The sequence below is a fragment of the Pseudomonas sp. microsymbiont 2 genome (assembly GCF_054788395.1).
The window spans coordinates 1,231,538-1,249,384 of sequence record NZ_CM139112.1 but is presented as its reverse complement, the minus strand read 5'-3'; the positions used below and the strand labels follow the sequence as shown (position 1 = coordinate 1,249,384).

Annotated in this window: 16 protein-coding genes and 1 tRNA gene; 9 read left to right on the top strand and 8 right to left on the bottom strand. The window is 64.1% G+C overall.

The features are described 5' to 3' along the window. Positions 1-61 precede the first annotated feature (61 nt). Both ACYUME_RS05695 and ung read right to left on the bottom strand, forming a co-directional pair. Complete coding sequence (locus tag ACYUME_RS05695) at positions 62-2,053, bottom strand: hypothetical protein (RefSeq protein WP_460418286.1); 1,992 nt, start codon at positions 2,051-2,053, stop codon at positions 62-64. A gap of 118 nt (positions 2,054-2,171) precedes the next feature. Then, positions 2,172-2,864, bottom strand: a complete 693-nt coding sequence (ung, locus tag ACYUME_RS05690) for a uracil-DNA glycosylase (protein ID WP_460418285.1) — start codon at positions 2,862-2,864, stop codon at positions 2,172-2,174. Between the two features lie 128 nt (positions 2,865-2,992). Between ung and ACYUME_RS05685 the strand changes: the two genes are divergently transcribed. Next, a complete protein-coding gene (locus ACYUME_RS05685; protein ID WP_460418284.1) occupies positions 2,993-4,099 on the top strand; it encodes an enoyl-CoA hydratase/isomerase family protein in 1,107 nt (368 codons plus the stop codon). A 145-nt stretch (positions 4,100-4,244) separates the two neighbouring features. On the opposite strand, the gene ACYUME_RS05680 is transcribed toward ACYUME_RS05685, so the two are convergent. Next, entirely contained in the window at positions 4,245-4,655 is a 411-nt protein-coding gene (locus ACYUME_RS05680) for a hypothetical protein (RefSeq protein WP_460418283.1), read from the bottom strand. Positions 4,656-4,855: 200 nt separating this feature from the next. Here ACYUME_RS05680 and ACYUME_RS05675 point away from each other — a divergent pair, with 200 nt between their 5' ends. From ACYUME_RS05675 to nadS, 7 genes are all read left to right on the top strand, one after another. Further along, positions 4,856-5,077, top strand: a complete 222-nt coding sequence (locus tag ACYUME_RS05675) for a cysteine-rich CWC family protein (protein WP_460418282.1) — start codon at positions 4,856-4,858, stop codon at positions 5,075-5,077. A 32-nt stretch (positions 5,078-5,109) separates the two neighbouring features. Next, positions 5,110-5,802, top strand: a complete 693-nt coding sequence (locus ACYUME_RS05670) for a pseudouridine synthase (protein ID WP_460418281.1) — start codon at positions 5,110-5,112, stop codon at positions 5,800-5,802. Between the two features lie 471 nt (positions 5,803-6,273). Next, positions 6,274-7,158 carry an alpha/beta fold hydrolase gene (locus tag ACYUME_RS05665; protein WP_460418280.1) on the top strand — a complete coding sequence of 295 codons (885 nt, stop codon included), beginning with the start codon at positions 6,274-6,276 and terminating at the stop codon, positions 7,156-7,158. 116 nt (positions 7,159-7,274) lie between these two features. Continuing rightward, positions 7,275-7,348: transfer RNA gene (locus ACYUME_RS05660), tRNA-Gly, on the top strand. A gap of 209 nt (positions 7,349-7,557) precedes the next feature. Next, the gene (locus tag ACYUME_RS05655; RefSeq protein WP_460418279.1) at positions 7,558-9,258 is read left to right on the top strand and encodes a SulP family inorganic anion transporter; all 1,701 of its coding nucleotides are present in this window, start codon (positions 7,558-7,560) and stop codon (positions 9,256-9,258) included. Between the two features lie 129 nt (positions 9,259-9,387). Beyond that, positions 9,388-9,654, top strand: a complete 267-nt coding sequence (locus ACYUME_RS05650) for a type II toxin-antitoxin system RelE/ParE family toxin (RefSeq protein WP_460418278.1) — start codon at positions 9,388-9,390, stop codon at positions 9,652-9,654. 50 nt (positions 9,655-9,704) lie between these two features. Further along, complete coding sequence (gene nadS, locus ACYUME_RS05645) at positions 9,705-9,992, top strand: NadS family protein (RefSeq protein WP_279881565.1); 288 nt, start codon at positions 9,705-9,707, stop codon at positions 9,990-9,992. A gap of 8 nt (positions 9,993-10,000) precedes the next feature. Here nadS and ACYUME_RS05640 read toward each other — a convergent pair whose 3' ends face one another. The 5 genes from ACYUME_RS05640 to ACYUME_RS05620 form a co-directional block, all read right to left on the bottom strand. After that, a complete protein-coding gene (locus ACYUME_RS05640; protein ID WP_460418277.1) occupies positions 10,001-11,596 on the bottom strand; it encodes an alpha/beta hydrolase-fold protein in 1,596 nt (531 codons plus the stop codon). Positions 11,597-11,603: 7 nt separating this feature from the next. After that, positions 11,604-13,967, bottom strand: a complete 2,364-nt coding sequence (locus ACYUME_RS05635; protein ID WP_460418276.1) for a TonB-dependent siderophore receptor — start codon at positions 13,965-13,967, stop codon at positions 11,604-11,606. Positions 13,968-14,019: 52 nt separating this feature from the next. Continuing rightward, positions 14,020-15,000, bottom strand: a complete 981-nt coding sequence (locus ACYUME_RS05630; protein ID WP_460418275.1) for a FecR family protein — start codon at positions 14,998-15,000, stop codon at positions 14,020-14,022. Continuing rightward, a complete protein-coding gene (locus ACYUME_RS05625; RefSeq protein ID WP_279881556.1) occupies positions 14,993-15,529 on the bottom strand; it encodes an RNA polymerase sigma factor in 537 nt (178 codons plus the stop codon). Before ACYUME_RS05625 ends, ACYUME_RS05630 begins: the two co-directional genes overlap by 8 nt. Positions 15,530-15,611: 82 nt before the next feature. After that, positions 15,612-16,685, bottom strand: coding sequence for a glycerophosphodiester phosphodiesterase family protein (locus ACYUME_RS05620; protein ID WP_460418274.1), 1,074 nt, complete (start codon positions 16,683-16,685; stop codon positions 15,612-15,614). Positions 16,686-16,826: 141 nt separating this feature from the next. Here ACYUME_RS05620 and ACYUME_RS05615 point away from each other — a divergent pair, with 141 nt between their 5' ends. After that, positions 16,827-17,843 (top strand): DUF4917 family protein, encoded by a 1,017-nt coding sequence (locus tag ACYUME_RS05615; protein ID WP_460418273.1) that lies wholly within the window; start codon positions 16,827-16,829, stop codon positions 17,841-17,843. Positions 17,844-17,847 lie beyond the last annotated feature (4 nt).

Genomic DNA, 17,847 nt, shown 5'->3' with positions numbered 1-17,847 from the left:
CCTGGAAATTGAAAAATCAACTACAAACGGCCTAACAGCAGCCGGAACATCTACACGATACCTATTTATCACCCCTGAATTCGCACCCCATGCCACTGCCGAATATAAAGTCGACGCGTACCTGGAGCGGGTGCGAAAAACCCACGCTACCGTCGCTCTTCACGACGTCGTACCAAACCCTGACCTGGCCTTCCTTCCTGAAGTCTTCAAACTGATCATGAAGTGCCTGTCGCACGGGCCCCAGGAACAAGCGCAGCGTTTGGTTCGCGTTGCTCACTGGCACGAGTTCAGAAAACTGTTCTTCACCAGTCGCGACAAACTCTGGGAGCTCTTTTCGGTACAGCTGCCAACGCAAACGAACGTGTTCCCCTACTTGTAACCCGGCACTAGCAGGCACATCGAATGGAACTTCTGCGGTCGGGGGGATAGGTTTGGAAATGGCTTTGTACAAAGAGTCGCAACTGAGGTTGCCGTAGATGTTGACATAGGGCACCACGTACGCCGGCCGCGGATACGTCGCCGCCCAGGCGACGGTGACCAGGGTGGCAGGGGAGCGCTGCCGGTTGACGCCATTGCTGGTCCAGTAGTGCACCGGGACCCGGCCACTGCTGTCCTTGACCTGATCATAGGGAATGAGCGGAAAAGTGATCGTTGTGTTTCCCTGATCGCCCTCCTTCACCTCATAGGTCGAAATGGAGTCCTTTGAGTCGTTCCAGTGCAATTGCAACGTCTGCCCCGGTTCAGGCTGCGGGTAGAGCAGCACCTCTACCGTCACGTCCTGATTGATATCCGGAATCCCCAGGTGATTGTCTCCCGTGCGCCCTTTGACCACGACGGGCGCCAGCCTTGGATTCTCAGGCTCTGGCCCCTCCGGGTCGGGCCCTGCGACGCGCAAGTCGACGCTGACCTGGATACCGGTCGTTTCCTGCGAACCACCATGGCGACTACTGGTGTAGTACACATCCGCCAGCACGGGCCCGACAAAGCCCTGGGCAGTGATATCCGCCCATGGCACATCCACACGCACAGGCCATTGCTGGGTGGCGCCTACCGTCACAGCCTGCAATGGCCGAGTGTTCCAGTAAACCTGCAGCACATCGCCAGGCTCCGCCGCTTCGATCCTGGGGATCTCGACCTGCACGGGCGTGCGAGCATCCTCCAGATCCAGCAACCCATCGTTGGCCAGCGGCACCTGCGGAAACGGAAGCACAACAGGCACGGGCAACAACACTTGTACGTCGAGTGAAGGTGACTGAACACCCACGTTGCCACTGCGATCCAACAACCTGCAGACCACACGAAACATGCCATTGGTCAATTTCGCGGCGGGCACGTCGACTAGAAATGGATTTTGACGCTTGTTATCAACGTTGACATCAACTTCGCAAGAAGGATTAAACGGCAAGTTTGTCGTGTCCGACACACTCGAATCGAGCAGGAAGAGCTGAACTTTGTCTTCGAGCCGAATGTCGTCCCATCGGTCTATCTTGAAAGTCGCTTTGTTTCCGTTCTGTTCCAGATACGCTTCATCAATGACCGTTACGTTATCTTCCCTCAACGGACAAGGGCGTCCCATATTCGGCGCCATCTGGTCTATCCGGACCCTGGCCTCTGGAGAAAGTTCTCGATTGAAGATCTCATCAACCCAGACTTCAAACTTGAGACGGCCCTCGCCTGGGACAAAAATGGACGCAGGCACACTCAAATCGACCGGAATAAACCGCTCACCGTTTTCATCTTCATCAATGCTGGGTGTCATGTCCCACTGAACAACTTCGCCCACTGTGCGGTCATTCCAGAACGGCTGAAACTCCAGCCGAGGACTCTCATAGCCGCTCTCAATCAACTGCCGGTAATCGCTTTCGTATTCCTCCCAGGCCTTTACCCGAAAAGGCAACGTAACGATCTGCTTCTCAAGAGCTAGTGTGAGGGCCCCGTTTTCATCATCGAGCAACGGCAGCACACCCACGGGCACAGGAGCAGCGAGAATGATTTCGCTGGGCTGCGCAGAGAGGATGGAGCCCTTACCTTTAGCCGTCACCAGTCTCGACATTTTCACACCCTTGAGATATGCAGCCCCTGAACTACAAGGGCTGTATGGCTTCTGTAGGGGTGAATCTAACGCTGAGAAAAATTCCGCGAAACTGGCAAAAATGCTAGGTGCAGCAGCACTACAACGGCGGCAACGACCAGTTGATCGGCGCCATCCCATGCTGCTGCAAGAATCCATTGGTCCGGCTGAAATGCCCACAGCCAAAGAACCCGCGATACGCCGACAACGGCGACGGGTGCACCGACTTGAGCACCAGGTGCTTGGTGCCGTCGATCAACTTCTGCTTGCTTTGCGCGTGAGCCCCCCACAGCAGGAACACCACGTTCGGACACTGCTCGCTGACGGTCTGGATGATCCGGTCGGTGAAGAACTCCCAGCCCTTTTTCGCGTGAGACGCGGCGTTGGCCCGTTGCACGGTCATGGTGGTATTGAGCAGCAGCACGCCCTGCTCGGCCCAGCTCTGCAGGTAGCCGTGGTTGGGGATCGGCAGGTTGAGGTCGCGCTGCAGCTCCTTGTAGATGTTCACCAGCGACGGCGGCGTGGGGACGCCAGGCTGTACCGAAAAGCACAGGCCATGGGCCTGGCCGGGGCCGTGGTACGGATCCTGGCCGAGGATGACCACCTTGACCTGATCCAGCGGTGTCGAATTCAAGGCGTTGAAAATCAGCGGCCCTGGCGGGTAGATCTCCTTGCCGGCGGCATATTCCGCACGCAGGAACTCGCGCAACTGGTGCATGTAGGGCTGGTCGAACTCGGCGCGCAGCGCGGCTTTCCAGCTCGGTTCGAGTTTGATGCGATCGTCGTCGGTCATGGGGGCATCCAATAGCAAAGTGGCGCGACACTAGGAAAGCCTCGGCGGCTTGTCAATCGATCCGACCGACGACCGGCAGCTTCGCGCCAGGCAGCCATACTGGTGGGATGACCTGCATGAGGTAGCCCATGTCCATTCACTGCGAGGAACTCATCGGCGCCGATGGCGCCCGTATCGGCATCGCCACCCTGGACGCGCCCAAGGCGCTCAATGCCCTGACCCCGCCGATGATCGAGGTGCTCGACGAGCGCCTGCGCGGCTGGGCCAGCGACCCCGACATCGTCTGCGTGTTACTGCGCGGCAACGGCGCGAAGGCCTTTTGTGCCGGCGGCGATGTGCGCGCGCTGGCTCAGGCCTGCCGCGAGCACCCCGGCAGTGTGCCGCTACTGGCGGCGCATTTCTTCGCCAGCGAGTACCGCCTCGACTACCGCCTGCACACTTACCCCAAGCCGCTCCTGTGCTGGGGCCACGGACATGTGCTGGGCGGAGGCATGGGGCTGCTGCAAGGCGCCTGCGTGCGCATCGTCACCCCCAGCAGCCGCCTGGCCATGCCCGAAATCAGCATCGGCCTGTACCCCGATGTCGGCGCCAGCTGGTTTCTCGCCCGCCTACCCGGCAAGCTCGGGCTGTTCCTGGGCCTGACCGGCGCCCCGATCAATGCCCGTGATGCCCTGGATCTTGGCCTGGCCGACCGCTTCCTGGGCGAGCATCAACAGGACGCTCTGATCGAGGAGTTGCTGCAGCTGAACTGGCAGGAGCAGACCGCCCTGCAGCTCAACAGCCTGCTCAAGGCCGAGCAGCACAGGGCCTGCGCCGAGCTGCCCGAGGGCCAGTGGCTGGCGCGGCGGACGGTGATCGACGAAGTGCTCGACGTGGCCGATCCGGTCGCCGCCTGGCGCGCCCTGAGCGGGCTGGCACGGCACGCCGATCCGTTGCTGGCGGCGGCCGGCCAGCGCCTGCACGAAGGTTGTCCGTTGACCGCGCACCTGGTGTGGGAGCAAATCCGGCGTGCGCGCTATCTGTCGCTGGCACAGGTGTTCCAGATGGAATACAGCATGAGCTTGAACTGCTGCCGTCACCCGGAGTTCAGTGAAGGGGTACGGGCCAGGTTGCTGGACAAGGACAACCAGCCGCACTGGCATTGGCCGGATGTAGCACAGGTGCCGGCGGCGGTGGTCGAGGCGCATTTCGCCAAAGTCTGGGAGGGGCGCCATCCACTGGCCGACCTGGGATGAAACAGAGGGTGACCCGTGCCACGCACCACAGCGCCCGCTCCCACAGGGAGCCTGTAATGTCCGATACAGCAGCGATCCTGTGGGAGCGGGTTCACCCGCGAAGGCATGGCTCAATCCACCCTGGTCTTCGCGGGTAACCCCCAGGTCAGCGCTGCCAGTTGCGATCGCCGCCGCGCCCGTTGGAATGCCAGCGATCTCCTCGACCGCCTCGGTTGTCGTTGCGGTAATCGTTGCGCTCGCGATCGCGCCCGTAGTCATAGCGCTGGCGATTGCCATAGTCGTAGCGGGGATTGCCCTGCCAACGCGGCTGCACGCCGGGTGGTGGATAAGGCCGGTACTGCGGCCCTGGCGCCGGTCGGTAGTAGCGCGGCGCAGGCTGGTAGTAGTAACGCGGCTGCGGGGCCACATAGTAGCGGTCATAGCGGTAGTAACCGGGGTACACATAGCGATCGGAGGTGTAGTAGTCGCTACGGTAGTAGCCGCCGCTGCCGTAGTACGGCGCGCAGCCGCTGGTCAGAAGTACGAGCAGGACGAGCAACAGGATTCGTGGGTACATGGCGGCCTCCTGGACCGCGAGGGTGCCCGGCACAGCGGCGCTGGCGGACGTCGACGGCAATGCGTTCGTCGACACTGGATAAGACCGTCGAGGCAGGGTTCGGTGCCATTTCCGCAACAAATTGAAACAGGTCGTCCTGCCGCGCTTCGATATACTCCGTTGCCCATGACTGCGTCTGTCCCTGACGCCCGGAATCGACCATGCCCGACCCTCGACGCTGCCCCGCCTGTGGCACCCTCAACCAATGCGGCCTGGCCGACCCAGGCAGCGCCACGCACGGCTGCTGGTGCTTCAGCGTGAGCATCGACCCGGCTGTCCTGGAAGCCCTGCCGGCCGAACTGCGCGACAAGGCCTGCCTTTGCCCACGCTGCGCCCAGGTGGATGCACAGCTCAAGGCAGCGTCAGCCGAGATGATCCGCTAGACTGCGCGCCGTTTTCCCGTGACCTGTTCGCCATGCGCCTAGACCGATTCCTCGGCAACCTGCCCTGCTACAACCGCCAGCAAGTACGCCTGCTGCTCGCCAGCGGGCGCGTGCGCGTGGATGGCCTGGCGACGGATGATCCGCTGCTGGATGTGCGTGAGTTCAGCCGGGTCGAGGTGGACGAACAGGTCGTGCAGGCCGGTCGCCCCGCACGCTACCTGATGCTGCACAAACCCACCGGCTGCGTCAGCGCCACCAGCGACCCACAGCACCGCACGGTGCTCGACCTGCTGCCTGAGGGACTACGCGACGGCCTGCATATCGCCGGGCGCCTGGACTACAACACCACCGGCCTGATGATCCTGACCAACGACGGCCAGTGGTCGCGACGCCTGACCCAGCCCCGCACCAAACTGCCGAAGATCTACCGCGTGCAGACCGAGGACGAGATCGGCGCGCATTATGTCGACAAGTTCCGTGAAGGCTTGTACTTCGCCTTCGAAGACCTCACCACCCTGCCCGCCCAGCTCGATATCCTCGCCCCCCGCGAGGCACGCCTGGCAATCGTCGAAGGACGCTATCACCAGGTGAAGCGGATGTTCGGCCATTTCCAGAACAAGGTGGTGGGCTTGCATCGCGAGCGCATGGGCACCATCGAGCTGGATCCAGGGTTGGCGCCGGGTGAATTTCGGGCGCTTTCGGCCGAGGAAGTCGCCACGGTCTGAGCCCTTTCGCGGGCAAGCCCGCTCCCACGGGAGACTCGGGAAACCTGTGGGAGCGGGCTTGCCCGCGAAAGGGCCGGATCAGGCCAAGCGAAACCGCCACACGACCGCCGAGCACCCCGAGTCACATTTTCCCCGAACGGCACTTGCGCGATGCGCGCCTCGCTGCTTGAATCGAATCGTCAGTCTGCATGTGACCAACAAGTCACACTGCCGTCCCAGACGCCCTTTGCCGGCCATCCAACGCCTCGATGCGCGGGAGCACGGCAAATCGCCCGCAACAACAATACCGTCGACGAATGCGTCAAGGATCGACACCAGGGCCCACCGGTTTCACTTCCAGGCGAATGCCTACCTGTCATAAAGCACGTGCACCCTGATGGCCTCTGCGGTCGGTTCGGCGTCGTACTCGCGAACCGTCCAGGCGAACCACCAGGTGACGCGAATACCCTTTTTGCGCCAGGAGTCGATGACATGAGGCCAGAAATCGCTGTACTTGATATCCAAGGGCAGTACCGGGTTTACACGGAGTTCCATCGCGCGCAAGGCGCCGAGAAGACGATCATCCTGATCAATGGCTCGTTGGCCACCACGGCGTCCTTCGCACAGACAGTGCGCAACCTGCATCCACAGTTCAACGTGGTGCTGTACGACCAGCCTTACGCCGGCAAGTCGAAACCCCACAACCGCCAGGAGCGGCTGCTGACCAAGGAGACCGAGGCGCACATCCTGCTCGAACTGATCGAGCACTTCCGTGCCGACCACGTGATGTCGTTCTCCTGGGGCGGCGCCTGCACCCTGCTGGCGCTGGCGCACCAGCCGCAATTGGTGAAGAAAGCCATCGTCAGCTCGTTCTCGCCGGTGATCAACGAGCCGATGCGCGACTACCTGGAGCGCGGTTGCCAGTACCTGGCCGCCTGCGATCGCTACCAAGTGGGCAATCTGGTCAACGACACCATCGGCAAGCACCTGCCGTCGCTGTTCAAGCGCTTCAACTACCGGCACGTCAGCAGCCTGGACAGCCACGAGTACGCGCAGATGCACTTCCACATCAACCAGGTGCTCGAGCACGACCTGGAACGGGCACTGAAGGCCGCGCGCAACATCGACATCCCGGTGCTGTTCATCAACGGCGACCGTGACGAGTACACCACCGTCGAAGATGCCCGGCAGTTCAGCCGGCACGTGCAGCGTAGCCAGTTCAGCGTGATCCGCGACGCCGGTCACTTCCTCGACATGGAGCACAAGAGCGCCTGCGAGGATACCCGCGGCGCGATGCTCGGCTTCCTCAAGCCGACCGTGCGCGAACCCCGTCAACGCTACGTGCAGGAACAGGGGCAGCATGCACTGGCCCTCTGAGCGCATCGGCGACCTGTAGCCCTTCGCTACCCGCAGGCTATGGGCCGCCGACAGGCTTTTTTATGCCCTTGGGCTTCTCATTGGCGAGGGGTTCTGGTAAAAAGTCGGGCGCCGACGCGGGTATAGTTTAATGGTAGAACAGTAGCTTCCCAAGCTTCCGACGAGGGTTCGATTCCCTCTACCCGCTCCACATCGCATTCCCCGCATGGCGTTCCAGCGACGTCATCGCTGTCAAAAGGAGCTTCGGCTCCTTTTTTCGTTCCTGCACCTTTCTTGATCCAGCCCATGGCCATTCCTTGCCTGAAAGGCTTGAATGCCCGGCGCCTTTTGCACTTGCGAGCCGATCGGTTCCAGCGCATAAGCACCTAAGCTTTCTGAAACATCTCCAAAGGACTGCGCATGTTTCTCTCCCGCTGGCTACCGGGCCTGGCCAACCTGCTGCACTACCGCCGCGAATGGTTCCACGCTGACCTGCAGGCCGGCCTGTCGGTGGCCGCGATCCAGATTCCCATCGCCATCGCCTACGCGCAGATCGTCGGCCTGCCGCCGCAGTACGGGCTCTATGCCTGCGTGCTGCCGATGATCGTCTACGCCCTGATTGGCAGCTCGCGCCAGTTGATGGTCGGCCCGGACGCCGCCACCTGCGCCATGATCGCCGGGGCCGTGGCGCCGCTGGCCATGGGCGACCCACAACGCATCGCCGAGCTGTCGGTGATCGTCACGGTGCTGGTGGGCGCGATGCTGATCGCTGCCGGGGTGGCGCGGGCCGGGTTCATCGCCAGCTTCTTCTCCAGACCGATCCTGATCGGCTACCTCAACGGTATCGGCCTGAGCCTGATCGCCGGGCAGCTGTCCAAGGTGGTGGGTTTCAGGATCGAGGGCGACGGCTTCATCCTCAGCCTGGTCAACTTCCTCCAGCGCCTGGGCGAGATCCACTGGCTGACGCTGACCATCGGCCTGGCTGGCCTGGGCCTGCTGATCTGGCTGCCGCGCCGCTATCCACGGCTGCCGGCCGCGCTGGTGGTGGTGCTGGTGTTCACGGCCCTGGCCGGACTGTTCGGCCTGGATCGCTACGGCGTGGCGATCCTCGGTCCGGTCCCGGCGGGCATCCCCGAACTGGCCTGGCCGCGGAGCAGCCTGGCGGAAACCAAGAGCCTGCTGCGTGACGCCCTGGGTATCGCCACCATCAGTTTCTGCAGCGCCATGCTCACCGCCCGCAGCTTCGCCGCCCGCCACGGCTATGCGATCAACGCCAACCACGAGTTCGTCGCCCTGGGCGTGAGCAACCTGGCCGCCGGGATCTCCCAAGGCTTCGCCATCAGCGGCGCCGACTCGCGCACCGCGGTCAACGACATGGTTGGCGGCAAGAGCCAGCTGGTGGGCATCATCGCCGCGCTGGTGATCGCCCTGATCCTGCTGTTCTTCACCGCGCCCATGGCCTGGATTCCCCAGGCCGCGCTGGGCGCCGTGCTGCTGATGGCCGGCTGGGGGCTGATCGATGTGAAGTCGCTCAAGACCATCCGCAGGCTCAGCCGCTTCGAGTTCTGGCTGTGCCTGCTGACCACGGTCGGCGTGCTCGGCCTGGGGGTGTTGCCGGGCATCGTGTTCGCCGTGACCCTGGCCATCCTGCGCCTGCTCTACAGCATCTACCAGCCTACCGACGCGGTGCTCGGCTGGGTGCCCGGCATCGAAGGCCAGGTGGACGTGCGCCAGCACCAGGACGCCCGCACCGTACCGGGTCTGGTGGTGTACCGCTTCGACGACGCGATCCTGTTCTTCAACGCCGACTACTTCAAGATGCGCCTGCTCGAGGCGGTGCAAGGCGAGGCTCAGCCAAAGGCGGTGCTGTTCGATGCCGAAGCGGTGACCAGTATCGACGTCAGTGGCATCGCCGCCCTGCGCGAGGTGCGCGACACCCTGGCCGCCCAGGGCATCCATTTCGCCATCGCCCGTGCCCGCGGCACCTTCCTGCGCATGCTGGTGCGCTCGGGGATGGCACGGGAGATGGAGGAGAAACTGCTGTTCGGCTCGGTGCGGGCGGGGATTAGGGCATATCGGATGTGGCGCAACAGAACTGGCCGGGAGGCCGTGGACCGGTAACAGAAGGCACCTACAGCAATGCCAGAAGGGAACGATGTAGCAAGGCAAACGACCATCGCTAGCCTTGCGGATCATCTTCCCCGCATAGTTTCGCATGGTCGAAACTACGCCAATGGCGTATATCCTGCTATGCTCTTCACCGAAACATCCATCTTCACCAAACGCGTCAAAGCGTTGCTCGACGAAGAAGCCTACCGACTGCTTCAGGTCCGACTTCTGATCTGCCCCGATGCAGGAGACCTCATCGAAGGTACCGCAGGGCTGCGCAAGATACGTGTCGCGGCGAAGGGACATGGGAAACGTGGCGGTGCCAGGGTCATCCACTACCACTTCATGAGCGCGTCACGGATCGCCTTGCTGTACATCTACCCCAAGAACGAACAGTCAGACCTTTGAGCAGAACAACGCGCTGCGCTGAGAAACCTCATCGAACACTGGAGCCACCCATGAGCCGCTTCTTCGACGAACTGATGGAAAGCGTCGAGCAGATGGATGAAATCGTCCATGGCCGCCGCCCGCCTTCCCGTCAATTCGAAATCGACGCTCTCCAAGTCAAGAACATTCGCAAGGCGACCGGCCTGTCCCAAGTGCGTTTCGCCGAAATCATCGACGTACAGGTGGCCACCCTGCGCAACTGGGAACAAGGCCGTCGAGAACCCACCGGACCGGCCAAGGCCTTGTTGCGGGCTATCCACAACGACCCTGAGCATGTTCTGAAGGCACTGTCACACTGAACGCCCCCTCAGCCCTGCGGCACGCACGCCCGCGCGACACCCTGGGTGCCCTGCCCGAGCAAGCTGATCAAGCCGCAGGGCAGGCTCCCCCGCCACTGCAGGTAGTCATGGCCTGCGGGAAACTCCACCTGCTCCACCCGATACCCCTTGGCCAGCAGCACATCACGCAGATGGCGATTGGTGTCGAGGATCCTCGGCCCCTCGAACAGTCCCGCCTGCAGGTAGAACCGCAGCGGCTGGCGCGGGGCCTTGGCGTACTCGCGGGTCAACCAGCCAGGCTCGGCGCCAGACATCGGCCACCAGTAGGACCCGGACATGCTCAACACGTTGCCGAACAGCTCCGGGTGCATGAGCCCCATATAGGCCGACGCCAGGCCACCGTAACTGGAACCGGCGACCACGGTGCGCGACGCCGGGGCCGCCAACCCCTGGCGGCGGGCCCAGGGCATCAGCTCTTCGGCCATGAACCGGGCGAACAGCGGATTGGGCGGCAGCTCCTGCTCACGGCTCTGGCTGCTGGGGTTGGCGATGATGAGCGCCGCGGTGGGCGGGATCAGGCCATCGGCAAGCAGATTGTCGAGCAAGGTCGGAGTCGGTACCTGACGGGTATAGGCATGGGCATCGAACAGCACCAGCAAGGCCTGGTCGGCCTTGCCCGGACGCCAGCCCACCGGGCGGTAGAGATAGACGTCGCGCTCGTTGCCGAGCAATTGGCTGGCCAGGCGCTTGCGCTCCAGACGACCACGGGGCACGCCCGCCCGCTCGGCGACCCAAGGCTGTGGCGCGGCATCGGGCAACTCCAGCCGCGAGCGCGACAACCAGGGGTCGCCACTGCCATCGGCGAAGGTGTTTGCATTCAGCGGATCGCGGCGGGTGCTGGCCAGTATCACCCGACGGTCGTCCGACACCGGCACATCCGGGGCCATCTGATAGCTCAGGCGCGTAGCGGCGGGCACCACGAAGCTGTGGTGCCAGACATCGCTCGAACCCAGCCGGGCCAAGGGCTCATGGCTGCCTGAGGGAGCCCCGAAAACCCGCACATTGTCCCGCGCCCCGCGCCAGAGGAAGGTCACCAGGCGCTGCCCAGGCTGTCCGGGAATGGCTTCCACCAACGGCGTTCCCTCACGGGCACGTGCCTTCCAGAAAGCCTCGCTGTCGCCACCCTCGGCCAGCTCCCGCTGCAAGCTGCGCAAGGCCGGGCTGGCCAAGGGAACGGGAGAACGACGTTGCTCGGCAGCCGGCACCACCTGCTCCAGGCGCAGGCTGAACCGCTCGGACGGACGGGTCGCCAGGGGCTCGACACGTATCCGGTAATGCCCTGCCTGCTCCGCCACGAACAGAAACTCGCGGGGCTGGTCAAGACCGTCGACCAGCAGGCGCAACGGCTGCCCCTCGGCATTCAGCAGACGCAGGCTGACATCGCCTTCGACCCGCCCACGTACCAGATCCCCAGCCTTGAGCCCCAAATGCCAGACAGGCCGGCCAGTGTCGCTGACCTGCCCAGCGACCGCCCTGCCGACCTCCAGTTCGGCGCCTGCCACGGCCACGCTCGAGCTAAGGAGCGCCAGCAGCCCGGCGCCGGCCCATCGCGTCAATCGCTGCATGATCACCTCAGAAGTCGATACTGGCGGAGAGCTTCAAGGTGCGCGGCTCGCTGACCGTCGCATAGCCGTCGTTGAACACCCCGGCCCAGTAGGCGCGGTTCTCGACGTTCTCCAGGCTGGCGCGCAGGGTCACGTCCTTGCTCAACACCCTGGTGGCGTAGCGCGCACCCAGGTCGTAGCGGGTCCATTGCGGGATCTTCAGCTGGTTGGCCGAGTCCAGGTACTGGGAGCTGCTGTGGATGCCCAGGGCGGTGAGGGTCAGGCCCTCGACCCAGGGCAGGTCCCACTCGGCCCCGAGATTGGCCGACCAGGCCGGCACGCCGCGCGCGGTGTTGCCGTCCAGGGCGCCGCCAGCGGTCTTGCTCAGCACGGCACGGGTGTAGGTCACGCCGCCGAGCAGGCGCACGCTGGGCACCACCTCGCCGAACATCGTCCACTCCACGCCGCGGTTGCGCTGTTCACCGTCATCGTTGTAACGGTTGCTGGGCTTGTCGTAGATCATGCTGGGCTTGTCGATCTGGAACAGCGCCAACGTGTGGGTGAAATCGCCCAGGTCCCACTTCACCCCAGCCTCCATCTGCTTGGCGACATAAGGCGCGAACTGCTCGCGGTAGTTGGCCGCCTTCACATCCGTCACCATGCCACCCTGGGTCAGGCCCTCGATGTAGTTGGCGTACAGCGACACCGGCGCATCCCAGGGCTTGAGCACGATGCCCACGGCCGGGGTCAGCTTGCGCTCGTCGTACGCAGGCGTGCTCATCTTCTGACGGACGCGCTGGGAACGCACGCCGAGCGTGAGCAGCACGCGCTCGTCAACAAAGCCCAGGGTATCGGCCACGGCGAAGCTCGACAGGGTGTTGTCGCCAGTCTTGGTGCTGCTGCCATGGTTGCCGGCGATGACTGCCTTGCCGGGCCGGTAGATGTTGGTCGGGTACTTGGGGCCGGTGACCGTGGGCGCACGGCCAATATCTTGGTGCAGCAAGGTGGTGCTGAGCACCAGTTGATGGCTGACCGGGCCGGTCATGAAGTTGCCGCGCAGCCCCGCCTCACTGGACAGGCTGTGGGTGTAGCCAGCCTGGTTGTAGGTTTCGCCGATGGCCGAGCCATCGACCTTGTTCACCACCACACGGGTACCGTTGAGAAAGCCATCGTAGCGAGTGCGCGCACCGCCGACACTGGCGTAGGCGCTCCAGTTGTCATCGAGTTGATACTCGCCGCGCAGGACCACGGCCTTGCTGATCTGCCGGGCATGGATGCCCTCGAGGATGTTGGTATCGGGCTTGGGCGCGCGGGTCACCTGGTTCAGGCCGGTGAAGCCGGCCATCATCGGGCTGCCGTTATCGAGTTTTTCGTGGCTTTCGTAGGCGTCCAGTTCGAGCTTGAAGTCGTCGCCCCGGTAATCCAGGGCCAGAGCGGCCAGGGTGCGATCCTTGGACTGTTTGTCGACGCCGGTGTCACCACTGCCGTAGACACCGTTGAAGCGGATACCGAAGCGTCCATCGGCGAAACGTCGACCCACATCGATATGCTCGGCGACATAGCCATCGGACACGTAGCTGGTGGTCAGCCGGGTCAGTGGCGCGTCGCCGGCGCGCTTGGGCACCAGGTTGACCACACCGCCCACGCCGCCGTTGGGCGCCATGCCATTGAGCAACGCGCTGGGCCCCTTGAGCACTTCGACACGTTCGAGGAATTCGGTCGGCACATGGCCGTCCGGCGCCAGGCCATACAGGCCGCCCAGTGCCAGCTCGGTGGAGTCCAGCGCGTAACCACGAATCATGAAGTTCTCGTAGGCATGCCCTTCGCCGGTGCTGAAGCGGATCGACGGGTCATTGCGCAGCACCGCGCCGACCGTGCCGCTCTGCTGGTTCTCGATGGTCTTGGCGGTGTAGGCGGTGACGCTGAAAGGCGTGTCCATGAGGTCACGGTTGCCCAGCATGCCAAGGCGCGCGCCACGCGCCACCTGGCCGCCGCTGTAGCTGTCCGGCAGGTCGCTGTTGAAGCCCGAGGCATTGACCGTGGTCGCGCCCAAGGTAAGTGCGCCCTCCTCGGCAGATCCGCGCAGGATGATCACCCCCTGCTCCTCGACCGCGACCAGGTCGCTGCCGGCCAGCAGCTGGCGCAGGGCCTGAAGCACCGTGTAGCGGCCCTGCAAGGCCGGCGCGGCGCGCCCGGCGAGCAGGCGGCTGTCAGCGGCGATGGCCACGCCAGAGGCATGCGCCAATGCATGTACCGTGGTCTCCAGCGACTGGCTTGGCAGATCCAGGTTCAGCGGCTGGCTGTCGGCCAGGGCCAGGCCACTGCCGCCCAGGGCGCAGGCCAGGGCCAGGCGCCGCAGGGTGCCAGGGACACGGGAGGAGAGAAGCGACATGATCGGTCCTTGCGAGAGGTGGGTTCACAGCTGATGACGCGGCAGCAGTGATTTACCCCTCAAACGAATTTCGCGCGTGCACGATCAGTTGCTGGCCGCCCTTTGCCAGCACGCGTACTGGCAGGATTCGCGGCAAGGCTTCGAGCAGTACATCCGGTCGGTCACTGGGGAAGCTCCCGGTCAGGCGCAGGTCGGCCGCGCTGGGATCGACCTCGATCGCTTGCGCGACGTAGGCATTCAGCTCCCCTATCACTTCGCGCAACGGCTGGTCGGTGAACGACCACCAGCCACGCCGCCAATGCGCCAGGTCCGGGCCGAACTGGCCACCGGCACGCAGCGTGCCCAGGCGCCCATCGCCATCCAGGCAGATGCGCTCACCCGCCCGCAGTACTTGCTCCCGCCCCTGCAGGTCGCGTACCTGCACCCGTCCTCTGGAAACCGCCACCTGCACCCGATCACCGCGGTCACTGACAGTAAAAGCGGTGCCCAGCACCTCTACCCGGCCAAGGCGGGTGCTGACCACGAACGGCCGCCACAACGCGTGGGCAACGTCGAAGAAGACATTGCCATGCAACAGCAGTACCTGACGCTCGCCATGGTCGAAACGCACCCGCAGGTTACTCTCGGCGGCCACCAGCAGCTGGCTGCCATCGGGCAACGCCAACTCATGGGGCGCCTGGGCATGCGCGGTCCGTAAATCCTGCAGGAACGGTGCGGTGCGCGTGAACATCCAGCCCAGCCAGCCGCCCGAGGCCAGCAACAACGCCAGCGCGCCGCCCTGGCGCAGCACGCGCCGACGACCAGGGTCGCTAGTCTGCGGTTGCAAGGCGCCGCGTAGCTGAGGAGCCAGCCGATGAACCAGTTGCCAGCGCTGCTCGGCTTCCTGCCAGGCGCGCTCATGCTCGTCGCTGCGCTTGCGCCAACGCAGAGCCAGGCCCTCGGTCCTGCTGACGCGCGCGGGGTCGTCGCCCTGCAGGGCCGCCAGGTAAACCAGGGCTTGCTGTACCTTGCGCGGCGAGGCCGGCTCAGTCATGGCGCGCGGCCAGGCGCAGTTCCGACAGGTCGAAGACCGCACGGGCGATGTGCAGCTCGACCGACTTGGCCGACAGTCCCAGCGCCTCGCAGACCTCGCGGTGGCTGTGACCATGCAGGCGCACGCGGACGAACACTTCCCGACGCAGCTTCGGCATGCGCTCGATGCGGGCGATCAGGTGCTGCAGCTGCTCGCGGGCGATCATGATCGCTTCGACACTGGGGCTCAGCCATTCTGCCCGCGCCAGCCAGTCCTCCAGGGCCGCCAGCTCGGTGCTGCGCCGCCGATACTGGTCGATGCACAGGTTGCGCGCCGCCTGGAACAGCAGGGCCCGGGCATTGATCACCGGCGCGCTGAGGGCGTGGGCGTAGGCCTGGGCGAAGCTGGATTGGGCGATATCAGCCGCGTCGTCGGGGTTGCGCAAGCGACCGCAGAGATAGCGACGCAGATCGCTGTAATGGGCGAGCAGGTCATCGACGACAGCCGGGAGCGCCGCTCGGGCACTCCAGTCGGTGGAGAGAAAGGTCATTGCTGAGCTGGCGATGGGTGATAATAGGAATTCCTATCATTCTCACACATGTCATTCGGCCATCGCCAGCCTCGGCTTGGATTCAGTAACCGAGCGTCTTCAGCAACTGGCCTTCGTTGTGCGGCACTGGCCGGCCATAGAAGCGCATCAGCTCACCCGCGCGGTTGGTGAAGATGCCATCCACGCCCGCTTTCATCGCCTTGTCGAAGTCCACGTTCTCGTCGAGGGTGTACACGTGAACCAGCAGTCCCTTGTCGTGGCTGGCCTGATTCATCCACGGCTGGATCAGGTCGGCGTAGCTCTGCTCTCCCAGGTGCGTCCGGGTCGCCGACGGGCCGGTGCCGATAGCGCCACCGGCCTTGGCATGGTCGAGCCAGCGCTCGAACTCGGCGCGGTCCTTGGGTTGCTGGCGGGCGTAGAAGGCTGACTTGTCCTGCTCGCCGGATTCGGCGAAGTCCTGTCCCGAGGCCGGCTCGATCGCGCCCTTGGCCACCCACAGCAGGAGGATCTTCGGCACTTGCGGCATCGCCTTGTGCAGCAGTTCGAGGCTATTGCGATCGAAAGTCTGCAATACCACCCGGCCCGGCTTGTCGAGCCAGCCGCGAGCCTCGAGACGCTTTTTCAGATCCTGCTCGATGCCAGGGAACTGGGCAGGTTCCTTGGTCTCGATGTACAGGCCGGGATGACGGTCGGGATTGCCTTCGGCGATGTCGATCACCTCGTCCAGGGTCAGGATGCGCTGCCCCTTGAACGCGTCCCGGGCACGCTCGGGATAAGCCTTGTTGAACCAGCTGCCGGCATCCAGCGCCTTGAGCTCGGCCAGGGTGAAGGCACTGACCGGGCTGATCTTGCGCTCAGGGTAGCGTTCGGCGACATCGCTGGTACGGCCCAGCACATCGTCATGGACCACCACCAGTACCCCGTCGCGGGTCCGCTGCAGGTCCATCTCCAGGTAGTCGGCGCCCAGCTCACGGGCCAGCAGGTAGGCTGGCGTGGTGGACTCCGGGGCATCGTACGACGCGCCTCGGTGGGCGATCACGGCCGGGTGCGGGATATCCTGCGCCTTGGCCAACGCCGCGCCATCGGCGGCGCAAGCCAGGCCGGTGGTCAACAGCGTGCTCAGGCCGAGACTCAGGATGAGGGAAGTACTGTTCATTCGACTGTTCCTTGTACGAGTGGGCAGGCCCTGCAATAGAGCCCTTGCCATGCGCGATGGATTGCGCTGGACGGCAAGCCTCGCACATTACGCATGACATGCTAAAGTCGCCCGCGTTTCCCCGCAGCCCACGGACCTGTCATGCCCGCACTCGACGCCCACCTGCCCGCCTGGGCCGACCTCAACCAGCGCCACCCCTGCAACGCCCTGCTGCTGGGCAATGGCGCCAGTCGCGCGCTGTGGAAACCGTTCGGCTACTTTTCGCTGTTCGAGGAAGCACAACGCGTCAGGCACAAGGCCCTGGGCGTGAGCGACCAGGCGTTGTTCAAGGCACTCGGCAGCGAACTGTTCGAGCCCGTGCTCAGCACCCTGAACAGCACCGTGCGGGCCAACGCCGCGCTGGCGATCAACTCCACCGCGCCACTGAACCGCTATTACTCGATCAAGGAAGCGCTGATCCATGCGGTACGGGCCGTCCACCTGCCCTGGTCGCTGTTCGCCGTCCCGACGCGCCAGGCGATCAACCAGGCGCTGCGTCAATACCGCACGGTCTACACCAGCAATTACGACCTGATCCTGCCCTGGGCGATCGCCGAGGACCCGCAAGGTTTCGCCACAGTCTTCGACGAACAGGGTTTCTTCGATGTTCGCCGTGCACCAAGCGACGGTATTCGTGTCCTGCACCTGCACGGCGGCATGCACTTGCTCAAGCTGCCCGATGGCAGCACGCGCCAGCGCAGCGCCGAGCAGGCCGAACTGTTAGAGGGCTTCGCCGTCAACATCCCTGGCGAAGTACCGCTGTTCGTCAATGAAAGCCGCAGCGACGACAAGCTGCGCGCCCTGCGCAACTCGGACTATCTGTCCTGGAGCCTGGGGCAACTTGCCCGGGAGCGAGAGGGGCTGTGCCTGTTCGGACAACACCTGGACAGCAGCGACCAGCACCTGCTCGATGCCATCCGCCAGGCGCGTCCACAGCATCTGGCCATCGCCGTCCGGCCACTGAGCGAAGCCTCGATCATCAATCAGAAACAGCACTTTACTCAGCGCTTCGCCGATCTTGAGCAAACTTCACTGCATTTTTTCGATGCCACCAGCCACCCGCTGGGGCGCCTCGACCTGGCCATTGCGGCGCCCGCCGAACTTAACCGTCGGCGTTGATCGT